Annotated in this window: 16 protein-coding genes; 12 read left to right on the forward strand and 4 right to left on the reverse strand. The window is 41.4% G+C overall.

What is annotated here, in order from left to right; translation table 11 throughout:
• Positions 1-197: 197 nt before the first annotated feature.
• Positions 198-794 carry an HAD-IA family hydrolase gene (locus AC3ANV_RS02690; protein WP_488312145.1) on the reverse strand — a complete coding sequence of 199 codons (597 nt, stop codon included), beginning with the start codon at positions 792-794 and terminating at the stop codon, positions 198-200.
• Between the two features lie 151 nt (positions 795-945).
• Here AC3ANV_RS02690 and AC3ANV_RS02695 point away from each other — a divergent pair, with 151 nt between their 5' ends.
• From AC3ANV_RS02695 to AC3ANV_RS02710, 4 genes are all read left to right on the forward strand, one after another.
• A complete protein-coding gene (locus AC3ANV_RS02695; protein WP_488312146.1) occupies positions 946-2,889 on the forward strand; it encodes a bifunctional 2',3'-cyclic-nucleotide 2'-phosphodiesterase/3'-nucleotidase in 1,944 nt (647 codons plus the stop codon).
• A gap of 233 nt (positions 2,890-3,122) precedes the next feature.
• Positions 3,123-3,857, forward strand: a complete 735-nt coding sequence (gene pxpB, locus AC3ANV_RS02700; protein WP_488312147.1) for a 5-oxoprolinase subunit PxpB — start codon at positions 3,123-3,125, stop codon at positions 3,855-3,857.
• Positions 3,844-4,611 (forward strand): LamB/YcsF family protein, encoded by a 768-nt coding sequence (locus AC3ANV_RS02705; RefSeq protein WP_488312148.1) that lies wholly within the window; start codon positions 3,844-3,846, stop codon positions 4,609-4,611. The genes pxpB and AC3ANV_RS02705 overlap by 14 nt, the downstream gene beginning before the upstream one ends.
• Positions 4,608-5,558, forward strand: a complete 951-nt coding sequence (locus AC3ANV_RS02710) for a 5-oxoprolinase subunit C family protein (RefSeq protein WP_488312149.1) — start codon at positions 4,608-4,610, stop codon at positions 5,556-5,558. Before AC3ANV_RS02705 ends, AC3ANV_RS02710 begins: the two co-directional genes overlap by 4 nt.
• 89 nt (positions 5,559-5,647) lie before the next feature.
• Here the strand turns inward: AC3ANV_RS02710 and AC3ANV_RS02715 are convergent, their stop codons facing one another.
• Positions 5,648-6,562, reverse strand: a complete 915-nt coding sequence (locus tag AC3ANV_RS02715) for a DMT family transporter (RefSeq protein ID WP_488312150.1) — start codon at positions 6,560-6,562, stop codon at positions 5,648-5,650.
• Between the two features lie 496 nt (positions 6,563-7,058).
• On the opposite strand from AC3ANV_RS02715, the gene AC3ANV_RS02720 reads away from it, so the two are divergent.
• Both AC3ANV_RS02720 and AC3ANV_RS02725 read left to right on the forward strand, forming a co-directional pair.
• Complete coding sequence (locus AC3ANV_RS02720) at positions 7,059-9,818, forward strand: bifunctional YncE family protein/alkaline phosphatase family protein (RefSeq protein WP_488312151.1); 2,760 nt, start codon at positions 7,059-7,061, stop codon at positions 9,816-9,818.
• 201 nt (positions 9,819-10,019) lie between these two features.
• Complete coding sequence (locus AC3ANV_RS02725) at positions 10,020-13,118, forward strand: efflux RND transporter permease subunit (protein WP_488312152.1); 3,099 nt, start codon at positions 10,020-10,022, stop codon at positions 13,116-13,118.
• A gap of 319 nt (positions 13,119-13,437) precedes the next feature.
• Here AC3ANV_RS02725 and AC3ANV_RS02730 read toward each other — a convergent pair whose 3' ends face one another.
• Positions 13,438-13,965, reverse strand: coding sequence for an NUDIX hydrolase (locus AC3ANV_RS02730; protein ID WP_488312153.1), 528 nt, complete (start codon positions 13,963-13,965; stop codon positions 13,438-13,440).
• A 285-nt stretch (positions 13,966-14,250) separates the two neighbouring features.
• Here AC3ANV_RS02730 and AC3ANV_RS02735 point away from each other — a divergent pair, with 285 nt between their 5' ends.
• The 6 genes from AC3ANV_RS02735 to AC3ANV_RS02760 all read left to right on the forward strand — a co-directional run bounded on the left by AC3ANV_RS02735 (position 14,251) and on the right by AC3ANV_RS02760 (position 19,329).
• Positions 14,251-14,973 carry an EAL domain-containing protein gene (locus AC3ANV_RS02735; protein ID WP_488312154.1) on the forward strand — a complete coding sequence of 241 codons (723 nt, stop codon included), beginning with the start codon at positions 14,251-14,253 and terminating at the stop codon, positions 14,971-14,973.
• A 228-nt stretch (positions 14,974-15,201) separates the two neighbouring features.
• Positions 15,202-15,600: a hypothetical protein gene (locus AC3ANV_RS02740; protein WP_488312155.1), complete on the forward strand. Its 399-nt coding sequence runs from the start codon at positions 15,202-15,204 to the stop codon at positions 15,598-15,600.
• A gap of 17 nt (positions 15,601-15,617) precedes the next feature.
• The gene (locus tag AC3ANV_RS02745; RefSeq protein WP_488312156.1) at positions 15,618-16,277 is read left to right on the forward strand and encodes a PspA/IM30 family protein; all 660 of its coding nucleotides are present in this window, start codon (positions 15,618-15,620) and stop codon (positions 16,275-16,277) included.
• A 261-nt stretch (positions 16,278-16,538) separates the two neighbouring features.
• Positions 16,539-17,195 (forward strand): M50 family metallopeptidase, encoded by a 657-nt coding sequence (locus tag AC3ANV_RS02750; protein ID WP_488312157.1) that lies wholly within the window; start codon positions 16,539-16,541, stop codon positions 17,193-17,195.
• 60 nt (positions 17,196-17,255) lie between these two features.
• Positions 17,256-17,930, forward strand: coding sequence for a response regulator transcription factor (locus tag AC3ANV_RS02755; RefSeq protein ID WP_488312158.1), 675 nt, complete (start codon positions 17,256-17,258; stop codon positions 17,928-17,930).
• Complete coding sequence (locus AC3ANV_RS02760) at positions 17,920-19,329, forward strand: sensor histidine kinase (RefSeq protein ID WP_488312159.1); 1,410 nt, start codon at positions 17,920-17,922, stop codon at positions 19,327-19,329. The genes AC3ANV_RS02755 and AC3ANV_RS02760 overlap by 11 nt, the downstream gene beginning before the upstream one ends.
• A 76-nt stretch (positions 19,330-19,405) precedes the next feature.
• Here the strand turns inward: AC3ANV_RS02760 and AC3ANV_RS02765 are convergent, their stop codons facing one another.
• A complete protein-coding gene (locus AC3ANV_RS02765; RefSeq protein ID WP_488312160.1) occupies positions 19,406-20,557 on the reverse strand; it encodes an SLC13 family permease in 1,152 nt (383 codons plus the stop codon).
• Positions 20,558-20,563: the final 6 nt, after the last annotated feature.

Consider the following 20,563-nt stretch of genomic DNA (forward strand, 5'->3'; position numbering starts at 1 on the left):
TTTGTCTTTGTGAAGTGGACAGCAAAAAAAAATCCGACAATATGCCAGATATACACTAATATATTAAAAAGGGGGGGTTATGAAAAAGATCATGTCCGTTTCATGTATTTATCTTAACCCCTAAAAATGAATAAAGTATGACGAAATCATTAAGGATATTTAAAATAAACAATTTTAGCGGCTTTTATGCAGATTTACTATTCAGCTATAGTGTTAAGCAGGGAGCGTTTAAAATCTGCATAGGAATCGATATAAAAATCCGCATCTATGTTTCTATTTTGAAATGCGACCGTTTTAATGTTTAACTCTCTGGCCGGTTTTAAATCTAATTCCCTGTCGCCGACAACTAAATCTATCTTGTAATTCTTCAACACATGTTCATAAGAAGAACGATGAGGTTTTCTTGTGAATCCATCTTCTTCAACTGAAACTATCTCTTTGAAGTATTTTTTTAATTGGAATTTTTCGAGGAGAAATACCGTGGACTCCCTATCCCGGTGAGTTACGATAATGTTGTTATCGACAGCAGATAATACACCCTCTAAACCCTCAAAAGGACTGCTATTTTTTTTCGAATAGTAATTGTATAATTTTTCGTATTCTTCTCTTTGGTCCTCATCAATCCCATACTGTTTAAACGCTGTTTTGGAATCAATTTTCAACCATTTCAATACTTCAATTTTATCAAGTTCTTTTCCTCTTAATTGGACAAATCCCTCTACAAGCGATGGATATGTATCAAATAGAGTTCCATCAAAATCCCATAATATATTAATAAAAATCCCTCTTTTCAAAAACTTTTATTCAACGAAATGAATCAAAACCTTACCTATTATATAAAACGTAAATTAAGGTAAAAATCAACTAAAGTCTTATATTCCGGGTAAATCATACAAATACTAGATTCGTTTGTATGATTTTTTTACATAAAGGGAGGGTTTACCATTGTTGAAACAGGCTAACGTCTTTATCGTTTCCATGCTTGTCATAGTAGGACAGTTTTTTCCTTCGCTTGCCTATGCAGCAAAAGGAGATCGCACTGTTCAGCTTCGCTTGCTTGAAACCACCGATCTGCATATGTTCTTAGCTAATTATGATTATTACCAGACAAAACAGGATGACAAAGTGGGGTTGGTGAAAACCGCCACCCTCATTAAACAAGCACGAAATGAAGTGAAAAATTCGATGTTGTTTGATAATGGCGACGCGATCCAAGGTAATCCTTTAGGGGACTATATTGCCAAAGTGAAAGGGTTAAAGAAGGGCGAAGTACAGCCTATTTATCGTGCCTTTAATATGCTTGGCTACGATGCTGTCACTGTCGGTAACCATGAATTTAATTACGGCTTGGACTTTTTAAAGGAAACACTTAATGACGCGAAAATGCCTGTTGTCAATGCTAATGTGTACAAGGCTGGAACAGAAAAACCTTATTTTGAGCCCTATGTCATTTTAAAGAAAAAAGTTGTGGATGACCGCGGGAAAAAACATACGTTAAACGTTGGAGTCATTGGTTTTGTTACGCCGCAAATTATGGAATGGGATAAAGGTAATTTAGAAGGAAAAGTAGAGGTAAAATCAATTGTGGAGTCAGCGAAAAAATATGTACCAATTATGAAAAAGAAAGGTGCCGATGTGATTGTCGCCCTTGCGCATACGGGAATAAGCGCGGAGCCTTATCGTCCGGGAATGGAGAATGCGGGTTACTATTTAACTCAAGTAAACGGGATTGATGCTGTCTTCACTGGCCATCAGCATAACACCTTCCCGGGACCGGTCTATAAGGATTTACCGAATGTGAATCTCGAGCAAGGAACAATCAATGGGAAGCCCGTTGTGATGGCGGGGGCATTCGGCAGTCATCTTGGATTGATCGACCTGCAATTACAAAAGAAGCGTGGAAAGTGGAAGATCGTCACTAGTCGAGGATCTTTAAGACCGATTGTGGATGCAACAGGTAAATCGATTGTTCAAACCGATGAGAAGTTAATGAACGCCATTTTACCTGAGCATGAGGCTACAATTAACTATGTCAATCAACCTGTCGGTGAAACGACAGCGCCTATCTTCAGTTATTTTGCGCTCGTTCAGGATGATCCTTCCGTACAAATAGTGAATATTGCGCAAACCGATTATTTGGCAGGAAAATTAAAAGACCCGGCCTATAGTAAGTATGCAGGGATACCTGTTCTTTCAGCGGCAGCGCCATTTAAGGCAGGCGGGCGCGGAGGCCCGGATTATTATACGGACATCCCTGCAGGAACATTGGCAATAAAAAATGTCGCGGATTTATATTTGTACCCAAATACGCTTCAGGCCAAATTAATTAATGGAGCACAACTTAAAGAATGGCTGGAAATGAGTGCAGGGCAATTCAATCAGATTGATCCGGCAAAGAGCGGCGAGCAGCCGTTAATTAACCTTAGTTTTCCATCCTTTAATTTTGATGTGATTGACGGAGTTCAGTACCAAATTGACGTGACAAAGCCTACAAAATATGATCCGAATGGGAAGGTTATAAACACCAATTCCAGTCGAATCGTCAATCTAACCTATCAAGGAAAAGCTGTAACAGCCGACCAAAAGTTTATCGTCGCTACCAATAACTACCGTGCCTCCAGCACCACTTTCCCTGGAGTAAGCCAGGGTGAGACCCTATTAAAGGCACCTGATGAAAATCGCCAAATCATCACGAACTATATTCAAACGAATAAAACAATTAATCCATCTGCCGACCAAAACTGGTCTATCGCTAAAATTAAAGGCACAGCAACAACGGTATTTGACTCATCACCAAAAGCACAGGCATACGCTAACAAGACCCAAAACATCAAATACATTGGACCGGCCGGCGGAGGATTTGGGAAATATTCGATTGATTTAAAATAAAAGTGCCGCCATCAAAAGTGCCTGTCACCGTTCATGGACAAACTGGCGAAAGTGTCCGTATCGAGTAGACAGAGTGCGGACGTATGCAACGTTTTGTGCAGAGTCTGCACTTTTTTCATTTGTGTCTACTGCCGGCGCCCGAATTTGGTCGAAATCCAATGAGAGCATGTTGTATAATAGGCGTAGTAATCCTAACAGCTGCGGTAGATAAAAATTAATAATAGGAGATATAAATGAGTATTGAAATTGTTCCACTTGGAGATTTAGCCATTCGCGTTTCTTTCGGAAATGAAATAAACGAAAAAATCCATCGTCAAATCCATCAATTTTTACGGACTCTTGATGATGAAAAGATAGCGGGGATCGTTGAGTGTGTTCCAACCTATACGTCCATCGCCATTTACTATATACCGAATAAGATTAGCTATCAGCAGTTGGTGAAGAAGATCCATACCATTTATCATTCTTCTAATGCAGCCTCGGTTGTAGAGCGGATTGTTTATACGATACCTGTTTATTATGGAGGGGAAACAGGCCCTGATTTATCGTTTGTTGCTGATTATAATCATCTCAGCGAGCAGGAAGTCATCAACATTCATGCGAATAAAGAATATCTCATTTATATGATGGGATTTGTGCCGGGTTTTCCGTATCTCGGCGGACTCTCTAAAAAAATTACTACTCCCAGACTGGAATTTCCAAGACCAAAAATAGCGGCAGGGTCTGTTGGAATCGGCGGTGAACAAACCGGGATCTATCCCTTGGAGGTGCCATCAGGATGGAGAATTATTGGAATCACGCCGTTAACCTTATTTGATTTGGAAAATAACCAACCCTCTTTGTTGTCTTCAAGTAACTATGTAAAATTTTTACCTGTGGATTACCACGAATATTTATCTCTTAAGGAACTCGTTATAACCGAAAAATACGAAGTAGAGAAGAGGGTGTTTCATCATGACATCAATTGACCTGAATTCCGACCTGGGAGAAAGCTTTGGCATATATAAAATAGGAAATGATAAAGAAATATTGAAGTATATTTCATCAGCCAATATTGCCTGCGGCTACCATGCGGGTGATCATAATGTCATGATGGAAACCATTGAATTAGCTAAAAAATACAATGTTCAAATCGGTGCTCACCCGGGATTGCCCGATTTGGCAGGGTTCGGAAGAAGAGAGATGAAGGTAACCCCAAGGGAAGCCTATTCATTAACCCTCTATCAAATCGGCGCTCTATCTGCAATGACTCAAGCACAAGGTACTAAATTAACCCATGTGAAGCCACATGGTGCGTTATACAATATGGCTGCGAAAAATCGTTTTATCGCTGATGCTATTGCACAGGCCGTGGCTGAAGTTGATACCGGCTTGGTCCTGTTTGGACTGTCGGGAAGTATGCTGATAAAAGCCGGCCAAGAAAAAGGTCTAACAGTTGCTCAAGAGGTGTTTGCTGACCGAACCTATCAGCCGGATGGAGCCTTAACGTCCAGATTGGAAAAGAATGCCATGATTCATGACTCGAAATTAGCAGTCGAGAGAATAATTCGGATGATTAAAGAGGGAAAAGTGACTGTAGTAGATGGAACAGACGTCCCGATAAAGGCAGACACCATTTGCGTTCATGGTGATGAACCGAGTGCATTGGATTTTGTAAAACAATTAAGGCTTGCCTTAGAGGAAGAACATATCTCATTACGAAAGAGCTGGAGTGAGGGATGACAGCACCTTTATTTAAGGTTATAAAACCGGGCCTGCAAACCACCGTACAAGACCTGGGAAGAAACGGATTCCAGCAATATGGGATCAGTCCGTCCGGGGCTATGGATCCGTATTCCTTACAAATTGCCAATCTATTAGTTGGAAATCAAATAGATGAAGCTGCCCTGGAAGCTACCCTTATAGGACCAAGCCTTGAGGCTTTACATAATGTATCGATTGCGATATGCGGCGGAAATCTGTCACCAAGAATTGATGGACAGGATGTCCCGCTATGGAAAAGCATCGTGATAAAAAAAGGTCAGGTGCTTTCTTTTGGTCCATGTAAGGAAGGCGGCAGAGCGTATATTAGCATGGCCGGCGGAATCAATGTCCCACTTGTGTTAAACAGTAAATCAACATTTGTAAATGGAAAATTTGGCGGTTATGAAGGCAGGGCGCTAAAAGAGGGCGATATTCTGCACGGAGCCCCGCTTACAGTAATGAATAGATTTGTGCACCAAGAGCTCATTCCTATATACGCTAAGAATTTAACGGTTCGCGTTATTTTAGGGCCCCATTTAGAAAAATTTACAAAGGTAGCCATTGAGACTTTTTTGACGGCTGAATATACGATTTCACCGCAATCGAACCGGATGGGATATCAATTAACCGGGCAGGCATTAGCACATCTAAATGGTGCAGATATCATCTCCGATGCGATTCCACTAGGAGGAATCCAAGTACCGGCTAGCGGACAACCGATTATTTTAATGGCTGAACGCCAAACCACGGGTGGGTATTCAAGAATCGGCACGGTCATTTCTGCGGACATTCCGCTACTTGCGCAGGCCCTACCGGGTACTCGCATTACGTTTAAGGAAGTCGGGCTTAATGAAGCGCAGGATTTGTTGAGAGAGAGGAATAGGAAGTTGAAATGGCTGGAGGCGGGTACACGTGCCTGTCAGTAGGAACGATTGGCGAACGGAAGCCAAACAAAAGGAAAACAAGAAAACACTTTCTATAATAAGTGACCTCGTTTTCCTTATTAGGACTCTTTTTAATTGTATGTTCCATCTTTTACAGCTTTTTTAAACGGGATTGGTTTTTGCTGCTGAATTAAAAAGAAAAAGACCCCGAGAAGGACAAGAAAGCCTCCTGCAATTTGTGAACTTACAAGCTGTTCTCCCAGTAAAAAGAAAGCCAAGGTCGTTGCTCCTACGGGTTCTCCTAAAATACTCATAGAAATCGTCGTAGCATTTACATAGTTTAAGAGCCAGTTATTAATGACATGACTCAATGTCGGAACGATGGCTAATAACAGGAAGATTCCCCATTCAGAGGCTTTATATCCGCCAAAAGCAACACCTGTACAGATGTTATAAACAGCCAGAACAATCCCGGCTATTAAAAATACACTAAAACTGTAAATCCAATGCGATACTTTTTTCACGATACTTTGACCGATTAATAAGTAGCCCACCACGGCAATGACACTAAAAAAAGAAAGTAAATCACCTAGAATGGCTTCCTTGCTTAAGCCGAAATCACCCCAGCCAATCATGACCGCTCCTACAATAGCAATACCCATTGTTAACAATGCGGATACTGTTGACCGTTCTTTAAATAGAAAAAATCCGCCAACTAACGATACAATCGGCTGCAGGGCAAGGATAATGGTTGAGCTTGCTACCGTTGTTAGCTTCAAGGACCCGAACCAAAGGGCAAAATGCAATGCTAAAAATATGCCGGAAAAAAGTAAAAAGCACCAATCCTTTTTTCTGATTTTCTTAAATTCCTCCCGGTTTTTCCATACAATCGGCACCATGAGGATACTGGCAAACAACATCCGATACATACTCAAAATGGAAGCCGGTGCAGCTGACCATTTCACAAAAATAGCTGAAAACGATATGGCAATAATAGAAATAACCAACGGCAAACCGATGGATCTCGAATTTTCTCCCTGTTTCATTTTTTCCCCCTGTAAAAGTTACTACCTCTAATCTTACTACAAGTTTTGGTGCCAGGCACCATCCGTGAATTGGAAATAATTCTCCGGCAATCATCGACATTATATTTTCCGCTTTCTTAGTAAAATCCTTTTGTGAAGAGGATGGTGTCATTTTTAAGAAGGAACCACTGGTCTAAGAATGTAGGAAAATGTTTATTTAGGTGGATTAATGCAATGAATAAAAATTTCCCGGACAATAGTCGACATTCTTCTTTTACTTTCAGTCTTTATTTAAGGCTATTTTCGCATAGATTGTTGTTTTTCCCTATAAAGTTGTTTTTTGCCAGGGAATTTTACCCGGAGTCCCTTAAGTAATTACCGGTTCAAGTGCCTTTCTACCCGCTCGAGGCTAATTTCCATAATTTTATAAACACTTAACACTTCTTTACACTATCCAAATAAGGGATTAATAATTTCCGAGTATCCTAGATTTGTATTCGATCAAACATTGATAGGAGTGGAAATTTTGTTAAAGAAATTTAGAAAAAAGAAAAAGCTTATTGCCGGACTTACTCTAAGTACTTTCCTTCTTGGTTCTGCAGGCGTTTACGCTGCACAAGATGGTCCATTTGGAAGCAATCTTGTTGGAAAACAAGCAGATGGTTCTGTTCAAACTCCTGTTAACCAGCTGATTACACCCGCTGGGAAACAAATTGAATTTGGCGGAAACCCGATTTCAGTGGCAGTAAATCCAAATGGAAAGACTGCTGTGACCATGGTTGGCCGAAATAATTACGGCGGCAAAGGCATCAACGTCGTAGATCTTGCAACAGGAAAAATGACTCTCCAAGATTTCAATTTAGGCCTTACGACTATGTGGGGATTAGCTTATTCCAAGGATGGAAGTCAGCTTTATGCAACTGGCTCTAAGAGCGGGAAAGGTAAAGTTGTCGTTATGTCTATTGGAGCAGACGGTACTCCTGCCATCCAAAAAACGTATACCCTTCCAAATGCAGCTGTTGGCGGAAACATTAACCCGCTTGACCTAACGGTTGGACCACAAGGCCAGCTTTTAGTAGCTCTAAACCGGGACAACAGCCTTGGAGTTGTTGATCCGCAAACTGGCGCCTTAACGGCTAAAATTCCGGTTGAAAATGCCCCAACGAGTGTTTTAGTTGATGGCAATACTGCATACGTTACAAACCAAGGCGGCAGAGTAGCTAAGGCAGGAGACACGACTGTTGACTCTTCCGGAACACAAGTGGTTGTAGATCCTAAGACAGGTGCTACTTCAACAGGAACTGTGTCTGTTGTTGACCTTACTACGAACACTGTTACAAAAACGATTGAGGTAGGTGTACAGCCTGAACGGATGACGCAGTCAGGTCAGTACATATTCGTAACAAACACGAACAGTGACACCGTTTCTGTTATTGATACGAAGACGAATAACGTAGTTCAAACCATTGATATTAAACCATACCCGAATGCTCAAAAGGGATCTGCACCAAACGCAGTGAAAGTTGTAGATAACAAGTTAATGGTCAGCCTTGGCCGCGATAATGCGATTGCCGTATATGACTGGCAAGGTCCGGATAAAGCTCCTGAACTGCAAGGACTATTACCTACTGCATGGTTCCCGGTCGATATCGCAGTGGATTCGGCCAATAAAAATCTCGTAGTGGCGAATGCGGATGGAATTGGTTCACGCGGTGACGCACGTGATCTAACGATTCAAGGTATTACAGTACATGGCCACTCTTCCTATGCGCAAGAAGGATCTCTTTCATTGATCCCATTCCCGACTGCTGAGGATCTTGTAAAAGGCACAAAGCAGGTATACGCTGACAATAACTGGTACGGCTTAAAAGATCTAAACGCTAAGCCGCGGGAAAATAAGAAGCCTGTTGCTATGCCGGAACGAGTGGGCGAGCCATCTACTATTAAACACGTATTCTATATTATTAAAGAAAACAGAACCTATGACCAAGTACTTGGTGACCTTGGAAAAGGAAACGGCGAACCGGCTTTAACACAGTTCCCGCAACAAGTAACTCCAAACTTGCATAAGCTTGTATCCACCTTCCCGCTTTTGGACAACGTCTATACTTCAGGCATCCAGTCAGCAAGCGGACACCAATGGGTTATGCAAGGAACAAATACAGACTATGAAGATAAAGAAACAGATACAGCAAATGTAAAAAGCTACCCCGGCGGGGCAGGGGACGCAATGGCCTATGCACCTACAGGCCACTTATGGGATCAAGCTGCAAAATATAATAAATCTGTTGAGAACTTCGGAGAAGATACGACCGGCTTTACTGGTCCGGAACCATTCGGAAATTGGACAGACTGGTGGAAAGATTACCAAATCCTTTCCGGCGGGCAGCAGGGTAACCTTCATGTACCGGTAGGCGACTACTCGGCAACCTATGATATTCCGTCACTTGGGCCGATCACGTACAAGCCGTTCCCAACGTTTGACACGAATATCCCGGATCAGTACCGTTTTGAAATTTTCAAGCAACAATTTGAAAAACACGTGAAAAATAATGACTTGCCGGCATTAAACACAATGTGGGTCATGGATGATCACACCGCCGGTACGGCAACAGGTTCTCCAACACCGCAGGCAATGGTTGCCGACAATGACTTGGCTGTAGGTAAAATTGTTGACTTGATTTCACATAGCCCATATTGGAAAGACTCTGTCATTTTTGTAACAGAAGATGATGCCCAAAATGGATTAGACCACGTTGACGGCCACCGTGAACCGGCACAAGTCATTAGTCCTTGGGTGAAGAGAGGAATTACAGATAGCCACTACTGGACTGTCATCAATATGGTTCGCAGTATTGAACAAATTCTCGGACTTCCTGCTATGAACCAAAATGATGCAGCAGCAGAGCCGATGAGTGAGCTCTTTACAGATAAGCCAGACTTCACACCATACAACTTTGTACCAAATCAAATCCCGCTTGACACGTTAAACGGCCAGCCTGGTTCTAATAATGCCGCACTTGCCAACACAACGAATGTAACACCGGAGGCACAGGAGCTTTCGAAAAAGTGGACGGATTGGTCTAACAAGAACAAGGATAAGTTTACCGGAAAGCACGCTTCACCGGATGAAGTTAATGCAAACATGCTGAATCATTCCGTTTGGTATGCTACAAAAGGCTTTGATAAACCATACCCGGGTGAGAAAAAAGCTCTGACACCTGATGAAGTACAACAACAACCTGAAAGCAGTGCTCCGTCACCTGCTGACAATTAATTTATTTTATAAATGCAGCGGGGATTTAATTGTAATAGCATTGCGAAGAGTTTGGTCATGTAAACAAAATAGCTACCCTATAAAGGTAGCTATTTTTGTTAAGGATGGAAATCTTCCGAGCCTCTATTGGGCTACGGGAATCATTTAGATTTCATAAGAGGGGGAGCGATTTCGGGCTTAACAAGGTCCGAATACAATGACATGAAACGATTAATAGATGAAACGATGAAACGTGCCATTCTTATTGTAACCTTGATCGTTCTTATACTCGTATGGGGTGGAATGTCTGCATGGCAAATTCAACGGGATTACCTGCCGGAAATCAATAATCCGACTCTAATGATCACCGTTCGTGCCGAAAATTTGCAAGCAGATCAAATTAAAACGGAGATTACAGAACCGATACAACAGGCTTTACGGGTAGTAGACGGTCTTCAAGATGTAGAGACGAGCTCCTTTAATGGCGGTTCGTTGATAAGTCTCAATTTTTCGATGAATGATGATATGGAAAAGGCAGAGGAACAGGTATCGAAAGCTTTGGAGGGCATCTCACTCCCGACTGATAGTGAAAAACCTTTGGTAACTAGACTTAGTACACATTCCTTACCCATTATGAGAATGAGTCTGATTAGTGCTTCTGACAATATTTCGGAAAATACGCTTCGAACCGCGATTCAAGAAGATGTTGTCAATCAGTTGAAAACAGTCCCCGGCGTAAAAGATGTACGAGTATCCGGAGGCGGATCTGCGGGATATGCTGTCAACATTCGTACGGAAGATCTCAAAAAATCCGGGATAACGGTAGATGATATAAAACGGTCACTCGAAGATAATTATACAACCGGTATAGAAGGAAAGGTAACAAACAACCGGATTTCGATTCCGATCCGGGTTTCGGGCTGGGGTTTAAATCAACAAGATTTATTGAAGCTGCCTATCCATAGTCGAAATGGAAAAACGGTTTCACTTTCTGCTGTTGCAGATATTTCCAACTCCATTGTTAATCTGCAGACGGTTTCCAGAACGAACGGGGAGCCTAGTGTTCTTTTAGATGTTTTAAAAACTCCTTCATCCAATATTACAGATGTATCCGATCGAATTAAGCGCAGCATGAAGGATATTCCGGCATTTAAAAATAAAGATATCCAGCCTTCGATTCTCTTTGATCAGGGTGAGCAGGTCAATACGGCATTAAAAGGTCTAATAAAAGAAGGCTTGTTGGGTTGCTTATTTTCGATGGTTTGTGTTTTTCTGTTTTTCCGTAAAATACGTTCTACACTATTAATTGCCATTTCACTGCCGATTTGTCTCTTGGCGACAACGGGCTTATTGAAAACGATGGGAATCAGCCTCAATATTCTTACCGTGTCAGGACTAATCGTTGCGATGGGCAGAGTGGTCGATGACTCGATCGTGATCCTTGATAATATGAACCGAAAAGTGCATGAGGCAAAGGGAATCAACAGTATGCATTTGTTAACAAATGCTGTATCCGAAATGATTCCTGCGATTGTTTCATCGACCGCAACAACTGTTGCTGTCTTTGTTCCGATTGCTCTCGTTGGCGGGATGGTCAGTTCAGCCTTTTCAGGATTTGCCTGGTCTGTGGTGATCGCACTGGTCATTTCCCTATTTGTTTCGATCTTGGTCGTACCTGTTCTTTACAATCTTTTTTGGAAGGGAAAACCGATTGCCGTTGGGGATAATTTAGAACCGGTTGCCCATAAAATTTCTACCTGGGTGTTTGAACGTAAGGGAAAAGTAGCTATCGTTTTTCTTGGGTTATTTTTACTAACTTCTGTGGGCGCCTGCTTTCTTCCGGTTAATTTTTTACCATCGGGCAATAACACAGGTCAAATTGGTATTCAAGTGGAAATGCCACAGACTACATCCTTAACAGAAGTGGACGCAGAAGTGCAAAGATTAGAAGCATTACTAAAAACAAATCCTAAAGTAGACTCATTTTCATCAGGGCTTGGTTCCTCCTTTACTCCTCAATCTGATGATGTTTTTGATGCGGGAGGCGGATGGATTCAGAAACCGAATATTGCCAATCTGTCTTTAAATGTTAAGCGGGGTACGGATATTGCTGCGTTTAGCTCCAAATTGCAAAAGCAATTGAATTCTTTGGCAAGCAAGGCAGTTTACACCGTTTCGAATGCAAGTATCGCAGGCGATGATTCACAATTGAAGATCAATCTTACAGGATCTGACAGTCAAACGCTGGAATCGATGGCGCAAACGGTTCGAAATCAGCTGAAACTGGTGCCGGGACTGGCTGTGCAGGGTACGGCGGATGATGGGGATCATACAACCCAGTATCAGATTACGCTTAATCGGAAGGCAATTGAACATAACGGTATTAAGCCTGCCGATGTTTTAAATCGGATTCAGCAATATACCGCAGACGGAACAAAAGGGTTCATTTCCATTAACCAAAATAGATTTCCAATTGTTATTCACTCCGATGTGCAAAAAGGTACCTCTAAAGATATTTTCTCATTAATGGGCGGAGAGACCTTTGTGAATAAGGATGGTCAAAAAGTGACATTGGATCGGCTTGCCGTTCTTACACCATCAGCTTCTTCGATGATTCAAGAGAAGGATGGGCATCCATATGCTGTGATTACAGCGAACATTGTTTCAAGTGATATTGGAATGGTGACGAACCGGGTTAAAACGGCCTTGGGTAAAATCCCGTTACCGGAGGGTGTGAAGTATTCCTTTGCCGGTGCCCCGCAGCAGGTATATGAAATGATTTATGAAATGGCCATTGCTTTATTCTTTTCAATTTTGCTCGTTCTCTTAATTATCAGTGCCGTTTTCCGGGGCTGGAAAGCACCCCTTTCCGTCTTCATTTGCATTCCATTAGCTTTTATCGGTTCTGTGTTGGGGATGTTTATCTTTGGAAAGGAATGGAACATGGCAGCCTTTGTTGGCCTCATGATGCTAACGGGAATTACGGTGACGAACGGGATTGTCCTCGTTGATAAAATGGAGCGAAATTTTGCCGGTGGCATGAAAGTAGAAGAGGCCATTTTACAGGGGACGCTTTCACGTGTACGTCCAATCTTGACGACAGCATTCACCACGATTTTAACCGTTCTGCCTCTTGCCTTTTCTTCCCAAGCAGATACAGTCATCTCCCAAACTCTTGGGATTGTCGTGGTTGGAGGGCTAATCAGTTCAACCTTTATTAGCTTATTTTTGATTCCTATTTGTTATAGCTGGATGCATGGAACACGTAAGGCTGCTTCTTTCGGGGAAGTAAGAGGGAAACAGTTTGCCGCTTTGAACTAAACTGCGTATTAATTAAACGGTAAAACAAAACACCCCCGTCTCATAGCAAGGATTTGAGACGGGGGTGTTTTGTTAAAGTATAAGAAGGTATAAATTTTTGACTTTGAGAATTGTCTAGCTCCATAAGAAAGGCTTCGGCAGCATTAGCATCGCACGAAGAAAAAGCGGTAGCTTTTTCGAGGAGCGCCCAGCGGCTAGTGTACTTCGCTCTTCTCCCTACGATAAGTCAACATCGAATCGACTTGAGCTCCGTGTTTCCTTTATCTCAGTCGAAGCGCTCCAGTCCTGTCGTGCGCTAAACGGGGCGCTTGCGCTTTTCTTAATCAGTAATAAATTTATAGCGGATAACGGCTGCCAATCCTGCGCCATGCTTGAATTCCCCTTTTTTAATCAGGGTTTTCAATTCTTCCATGCTGATTTTATGTAATTCAATCTGTTCACTGCTTTCCAACTTTTGTTCGGTAGCCGTTAATCCGGCAGCGGCAAACAAAAAGATTTCCTCACTTGTGGAGCCCGGTGAGGGATAAAAGCTTCCTAACTCTAACCACTGTTCGGCTTTAAATCCTGTTTCTTCCTCCAGCTCTTTCTTTGCAGTTTCAATTGGAGGGGTGCCGGCTTTGTCAATCATTCCGGCCGGCAGCTCCCATTCCCAGCTTTTAATCGAATGACGGTATTGCTTCAAACATACAATTTCGTTGTCCGCCGTAATCGGCAGAACACAAACACCCTTCGCAAAATCCAAATAAGAAAAAGTCTTCTCCTCCCCATTCGGAAGGATCACCTCATCAATCGTCACCCCAAAACGATCAATACTCTTCTTCACAGAACTATTTATCTTCCAAACCATAATAATCACCTCATTACTATGTTAGCAGAAAAAACGGTGACAGGCACCGTTGGTGGACAATATGACGAAATTGTCCGCGTGGAAGAGGCATTTCTTGCTACTAAAGGTGGTGGTGCCTATTATTTTTTTATGTTAATCTATTCGAGTGCCTAAATAGCTGTATTTTCATGTAAGGGATAAGGCAAACTAACTGCTAAATTAGCCGAGATACTGAAGGAATAAGGATATAGATGTTCCTTTTATTCGGGTGCATTCTATTTATTTTGGGAGGTATCATCACCTATTATGTCCATTCGACAGGTAATTGAAAATGAAGATTTTTACCATGTTTTTCAGCCGATATTTGAGATCAACAGTTGGAATAAAATGGGATATGAGGTTCTTTTTAGAACTAATTTTACTTCCAATCCGGAAATCGCCTTTCAGGAGGCAAAAAGAGAAAATCAGCTTTTTGAATTAGATTCACTTTCTCTTCAAAAAGCGGTCCGAAGCTACTTTTCTGAAGGACCTCAAAAGGATGGTTATTTGTTTATAAATGTTTTCCCATCTTCGATCTTACATCCCCAATTTCCATCTATTTTAAAGACTATTATGGCGGAGAAAAGCATTCATAGTCATCATGAAAACATTAAAATTGTTCTTGAAATCGCGGAATCAGAAATAATCGCAGATGCTCATTTTGAGGCCTTTAAGGAAAGAATTGCCCAGATCAAAGAGCATGATATTCTCATTGCTATAGATGATATTGGCAAAGGATATAATGCCTTCCAGCTATTAATAGAAATAGCTCCAAACTTTTTAAAATTAGATCGATTTTTTGCAAAAGATTTAAGCCATTCGAAACCAAAACAAACAATGATTGACTTATTCATTAAATATTGCGATCAATATAACTGTAAGCTGATTTTAGAAGGCATCGAAAAGGACGTGGAGCTGGCAGCAGCCAAATATATTGGTGTCCATTTCACCCAGGGATATTTGCTGGGTAGACCCGGGTTGTTGGAGTAGGCTGATTATCACTGAAGGTTCTGATCGGAAAGAAATAGAGGGTTTGATCTTAATTAATTAAATAGTAGAATATCCTGCAAATTAATTAGGTTGGATAGCTTAGAGAAGAATTGATCTTTTGGAGATTAATTCTTTTTTTAATTTTTTAGGATAATTAGTTTTCACCAAGTTTTCACCATTATCTATTAAACTTCAATTCATCAAGTATTGAAAGGAGGAAAGATAGAGATGAATACTAGAGTTAAGTTAGGTATTTTCTGGGGTGCGATTATTGCTTCTATCATGGTTGGGATTAATTTTTTCCGACATCTTTTAGGAGGTCATCGCAACTTTCACGGGGGACCTAATGGATTTCGCTCGGAAGGATGGGGCGGTCGAGGCGGTTCCGGACAACACCAATTTATGAACGGCCCGCATCATGGAGGAGACTTCCATTGGTTCGGACTTCTACTCTTCCTCATTATCGGACTAACGGTTGTAGTTCTTTTAATGAGATGGCTTAGAAAGAAAGCAAAGGCTTCTTCGATGCATCAGTTTATTGAAACACCTTTAATGAGTTCACATACACCTGTCATTAACCATAATGCAAGTATTTTAGATCAGTGGGAAAAAAAATTCAACGAATAAAAAGGAGATTGACTAAAATGGGTATTTTTAAACGAATTAAAACAATAACGATGGCTGAAATTAATGGGGTGCTGGACGGTATCGAGGATCCGATAGCGATGTTGAATGAGTATTCGAGAGAAATGGAGCAGGAGATTACAAAAGGTCAGAAAGCCTTGGCCAGCCAGATTTTTGTCGAGAAAAAACAAGCTGCGCTCATTTTGGAAACAGAAGGACTCGTCGCAAAGAGAGTTCGTCAGGCAAAACTGGCTATTGAAAGGGGCGAGGAGGATATCGCGAAATTGGCGGTTCAGGAAAAACTCGTCCAACAAAAGCAGCTAACCCTTTACAAGGAACAGCTTGAAGCTATAAAGGGACAAACTCAGATTCTGATTGAAAAATTGAATCAGCTGAAGGAAACGTATAACGAGTTGCAGCATAAGAAAATCCTTTTAGCTTCACGGGCAAACGTGGCCCAGTCTATAAAACAGATTCAGAAAGCAACTTTCAGTTTTCAAACGGACACCATTGCGCGAGGTGTAGCCCGAGCAGAGGAGCGGATTTTATTGATGGAGGCACAGGTGCAGGCCGGCAATCAGTTTTCCAATCCAACACTTGAGCACAGGGATTTCGTGAACGATGAAGAATTAGAAAAGGAAATTGAAAAATTAAAAAATGAGAAGGAAAACGTAATCTAGGAAGTTGCAGGCAAAATAGACCCCCAGGCAGGAAAGGAAGCACCCCCGAGAGATTGGTTAGGTGCTTCCTTTTCTTTTATAGCGGGGATGATTTTTTTCATTCCGCGTGTTTTCAGAGGAATTTCGCCGTTTTCTGCATTTATTCCGCGTGTTTTCGGAGGAATTCCGCCAACTTTTCCGATGATTCCGCCGGGTTCACAAATAATCCCGCAATGTTCACAATTGCGGGCCTAATGATACCAAAAAGAAAGGAGCTTGAACGTGAATAGTACTATGCTCATCCTTATTTATGTCGCAGTAGCCCTGGTCGTAGGCAGGATTCCTTTTTTAAGAGTTTATATCTCCCTTTGTTACACATTGTTATATGAGGTAATCTGTTTTTTATTTTTAAAAGGAAGCATAAGGCATAAATTAAAATTGCATAATGATGGCTCATGGCAGGCAACGAACAATACACACTCCTACTTCAAAAAAGCTCTTATTGCCTATGTGGGGTATACCGCGACGTCGTTTATCGCCATTGGGTTATTTTATCTGGTTTCCAGAGGTCAATATCCTATCATTATTTATTTCTTTATCGCTCTGCTTGTTATTTCTTTATTTCTATGGATTCGCAGCTTCTTTGGCTTTATCTGGGCACTTTCCTTTGTTTCTATACTGGCTTTACCGATTTACTTCAGATTTGAAGTAGCGATGATGCATATTGGTATTTTTCTGGCATCCGTCACTCTGACACAATCGGTTTTGACTGCTTTCCAATTGTTCAGGAAAAGCTTGCTGCGGCGGAAAAATCCTGATACGGCTAAGGGTACCGTTCTTGCTCAGGGGGGAGTAATTCCTGCAGCGGTTTGGGGGATGGTCTTACTGAGTCAGTCTCTCTTTGCCGGCTATTTTATTTTTAAAAATATCTTAAGTTAACTCCGGTAAGATTCGAGTAGTCGGAGAAAAATCTCGAATTATTAAAGGAGTATTTATCACATGAATATTTTATTGGCTGAAGACGATTCACAGCTTGGTGAATTAATTGTTTATATGTTAAAAAAGAAGGGGAATTACAAGGTCGAATGGGTGATGGATGGGGAAGATGCATACTTTTATGCCACTGCCTCACACTATGATGTATTAATCCTGGACTGGATGATGCCAAATGGGACGGGTGTCGAGGTTTGCCGCCGGTTGCGGAAGGAAGGGCATAAGGGTGCGATTCTAATGTTAACCGCTAAAGATACCGTACAGGACCGGATTGAAGGATTGGATGCCGGAGCGGATGATTATCTCGTCAAACCGTTTGAAATTGGCGAGCTTTTGGCGCGGCTTCGCGCTCTTTCCCGCCGAAATTATGCACCGATTTTAGAAGAGGTAATTGAGATTGATGGATTGGTTCTGAATCGGATGAGCCACGAGGTTCGTTTAGGAAGGGCTGAAGTCCGGTTAAGTCCCCGTGAATTTCAGCTTTTAGATTTATTGGTGCAAAATAAGGGACAGGTGCTGCCGCGTGAGGTTATTCTCGAGCGAATCTGGGGCTTTGATTCGGAGGTAGCGTTAAAAACCATTGATGCAACTGTCAAATTAATTCGAAAGAAGTTAGAGATCGTGGGAAAACAAGATTTGCTTCAAAGTATCAGAGGGGTGGGCTACAAGGTTGAGCACTAAGCTTCTTTCATTCTTTCGTGAATTATCCAACCGCAGTGATCAGGATGTTTTTAAAAGCACCCAAGGGCGGCTGACCCGGATATATAGCGGACTGTTGATGCTTTTTCTTATCCTTTTTATTGTGATTGTCTATTCCGTCCTCTATGTCATTATCCTAAAAAATCAGGAACATGAACTGGATTCATTGGTGAATCAGGAAGCAAGCTTTATTGAGAATTATTTAATGAAAAATGACCAAAGTGACTTGCACGGAATTCAAAATCAAGAGGTCGTGTTTGCAGGGGTTAATCAATACTTTTATTATGTGGTCAATTCTGATGGCGATATGGTTATGGGCAACGAAGCGGACCGTCACTTGCGGCCGGATTTACTGAGCCTGGTGAAGAGAAGCTTCCAAAAAGAGAATGAAATTCGGAAGGAAACGATCCATGTGGAGGGAAATCCTAAAGGTAGGGGAAACAAGGGGGAATTCCATCCTCATGAGGATGCACATGATATCCGCCTTATGATCGCAAGCCATTCCATTTACTATAAAGGCCAATTCATTGGGCAGCTGTATATTGGCAAAGATATCTCATTCGTTTATCAGCTATTCCATTGGCTCCTCATGATTCTTGTAGCGTTAGGCATTGTCTTTTTCGGTGTTGCTACGTTTATGAGTGTGGTCATGTCTAAAAGAGCGATGATTCCGATTCGTGGAGCTTTTTCCAGACAGCGTGAATTTGTCGCTGACGCTTCACATGAATTACGAACACCATTAAGTGTGTTGTTGTCTTCCATTGATGCGATGGAAATGACGATTGAACCTGCGAAGGAGGAGGAGGGTCAAGAGAACTTTGTCGGAAAGCTGCTTTCGAATATGAGGCAGGAAGTGAAGCGAATGACTAATTTGGTTAGCGACCTCTTGACACTGGCCCGTTCCGATTCGAATACAATTGATACGAAAATGGAAACGTTCAACTTCCGCCCGCATGCGGATAAAGCGCTGGAGTCCGTAAGTCCGCTGGCAGCTTCCAAGCAAATTTCATTGAACCTGGATGCACCGGCCACTTTGATGGCAACGGGAGATCCGCAAAGATTATCCCAGCTATTATATATTTTATTAGACAATGCGATTAAATACACACCAAACGGAGGGGAAGTCCGGCTATCCCTTTCAGATGAAGCGCGTCAGCTAGGCATTAAAGTACAGGACACGGGTATCGGAATCAAACAAGAGGATCAAGTCCATATTTTCGAACGCTTCTACAGAGCGGACAAATCGCGTTCGCGGCAAATGGGCGGCCACGGACTGGGACTCTCCATCGCCAAATGGATCGTCGGCACCCACGGCGGGAGCATTCAACTGGTCAGTGAAGTGGGGAAAGGGAGTACGTTTGTGATACGAATTCCACGGTGACAGGCACCATCGGTGGACAAAGTGTCCAAACTGTCCTTGTGTGAAGTACAGTTTGGGCGCTTTGTTGCTAATTCCATTAAAAGAACTTTAGGATTTTCGCTATAAAGTAATAAACGAAGGTTAAAAATGCCAAGATTGAAAAGTTATATAGGCTGAACTTTAATAGGTACATTTTACCTTCTCTTGGATTCTTCTTACTGAACAGCTTATATGAGATGACGCTGGCCAGAGAAGCAATAAGTGTACCAAGCCCGCCTAAATTAACTCCTACTAATAAAGGCTGCCAATTCATGCAGAATTTTGCTAAAAAGATTGCAGCTGGTACATTACTTATAAGTTGGCTTAAAAAAATAGAACTGAAATAGATGGAGACAGGACTTTTCAGATTTTCACTTGCATATGTGTGTATTGCCGCAATATCCGATATATTTCCGATGAAGATAAAGAAACAGATAAATGTAATAAGTAATAGATAATCTATCTTTTTCAATAATTTTATATCTAGAATGCCGGCTGCTGCCAGTGTGATGATGAAAGCAAGTTTGTAACTAAAAAACCCGAGTATTGATGCAGTTATGATACAAAATACCATTCCCCAGACCATTGTTTTTTTTCTATTTACAGTAGGAATAACGGGAAGATCCATTTCCAGCGCTTTACTTTTCAATCTATGATTAAGGAAAAATAACGAAATCATTCCCAGAACCGCTAATAAAAAGACGGTTGTAAAAAATTGCATCGGTTTAAGTCCATAATATGAAAATATGAATAAGTTTTGTGGATTCCCCATCGGAGTTAAACTGCTTCCAATATTCGCAGCAATGGTTTGAAGGACAATGGTATCCAACATGCTAATTTTTGTTATTTTACTAATAATAAGGGTTAAGGGTACAAAGGTTAGTAAGGCTACATCATTCGTTACTAGCATGGAACTAAAAAAGCATAATACTATCAGGATTGCAGAAACACTTTTGCTATTCTTGCATTTATTCACTATAGCAATCGCTAATTTATCCAATAGTTTCAGATCTTCCAGGGCCTTTACAGCGAGCATGAGATTAAATAAACTGACTAATACCTTAAAATTAATATACTCCAGCTTTGGGGCATGAATGAAACAGCTTATAATTGCTAACACAAGTGATATCGTAAATACAATGTCTTTTTTTAAAATACCGAATTTCAAGTGCAGTTTTTTTTCATTATGCACATAAATATATTCCTTCATAAATCC

The organism is Neobacillus sp. DFD-2R, assembly GCF_057747865.1.

Bases quoted from the DNA above. Each gene is read 5' to 3' on its own strand.
- pxpB (WP_488312147.1), top strand. From the start codon at position 3,123: ATGAGTATTGAAATTGTTCCACTTGGAGATTTAGCCATTCGCGTTTCT.
- AC3ANV_RS02710 (WP_488312149.1), top strand. From the start codon at position 4,608: ATGACAGCACCTTTATTTAAGGTTATAAAACCGGGCCTGCAAACCACC.
- AC3ANV_RS02715 (WP_488312150.1), bottom strand. From the start codon at position 6,562: ATGAAACAGGGAGAAAATTCGAGATCCATCGGTTTGCCGTTGGTTATT.
- AC3ANV_RS02765 (WP_488312160.1), bottom strand. From the start codon at position 20,557: ATGAAGGAATATATTTATGTGCATAATGAAAAAAAACTGCACTTGAAA.
- AC3ANV_RS02755 (WP_488312158.1), top strand. From the start codon at position 17,256: ATGAATATTTTATTGGCTGAAGACGATTCACAGCTTGGTGAATTAATT.
- AC3ANV_RS02740 (WP_488312155.1), top strand. From the start codon at position 15,202: ATGAATACTAGAGTTAAGTTAGGTATTTTCTGGGGTGCGATTATTGCT.
- AC3ANV_RS02730 (WP_488312153.1), bottom strand. From the start codon at position 13,965: ATGGTTTGGAAGATAAATAGTTCTGTGAAGAAGAGTATTGATCGTTTT.
- AC3ANV_RS02735 (WP_488312154.1), top strand. From the start codon at position 14,251: ATGTCCATTCGACAGGTAATTGAAAATGAAGATTTTTACCATGTTTTT.
- AC3ANV_RS02705 (WP_488312148.1), top strand. From the start codon at position 3,844: ATGACATCAATTGACCTGAATTCCGACCTGGGAGAAAGCTTTGGCATA.
- AC3ANV_RS02745 (WP_488312156.1), top strand. From the start codon at position 15,618: ATGGGTATTTTTAAACGAATTAAAACAATAACGATGGCTGAAATTAAT.
- AC3ANV_RS02725 (WP_488312152.1), top strand. From the start codon at position 10,020: ATGAAACGATTAATAGATGAAACGATGAAACGTGCCATTCTTATTGTA.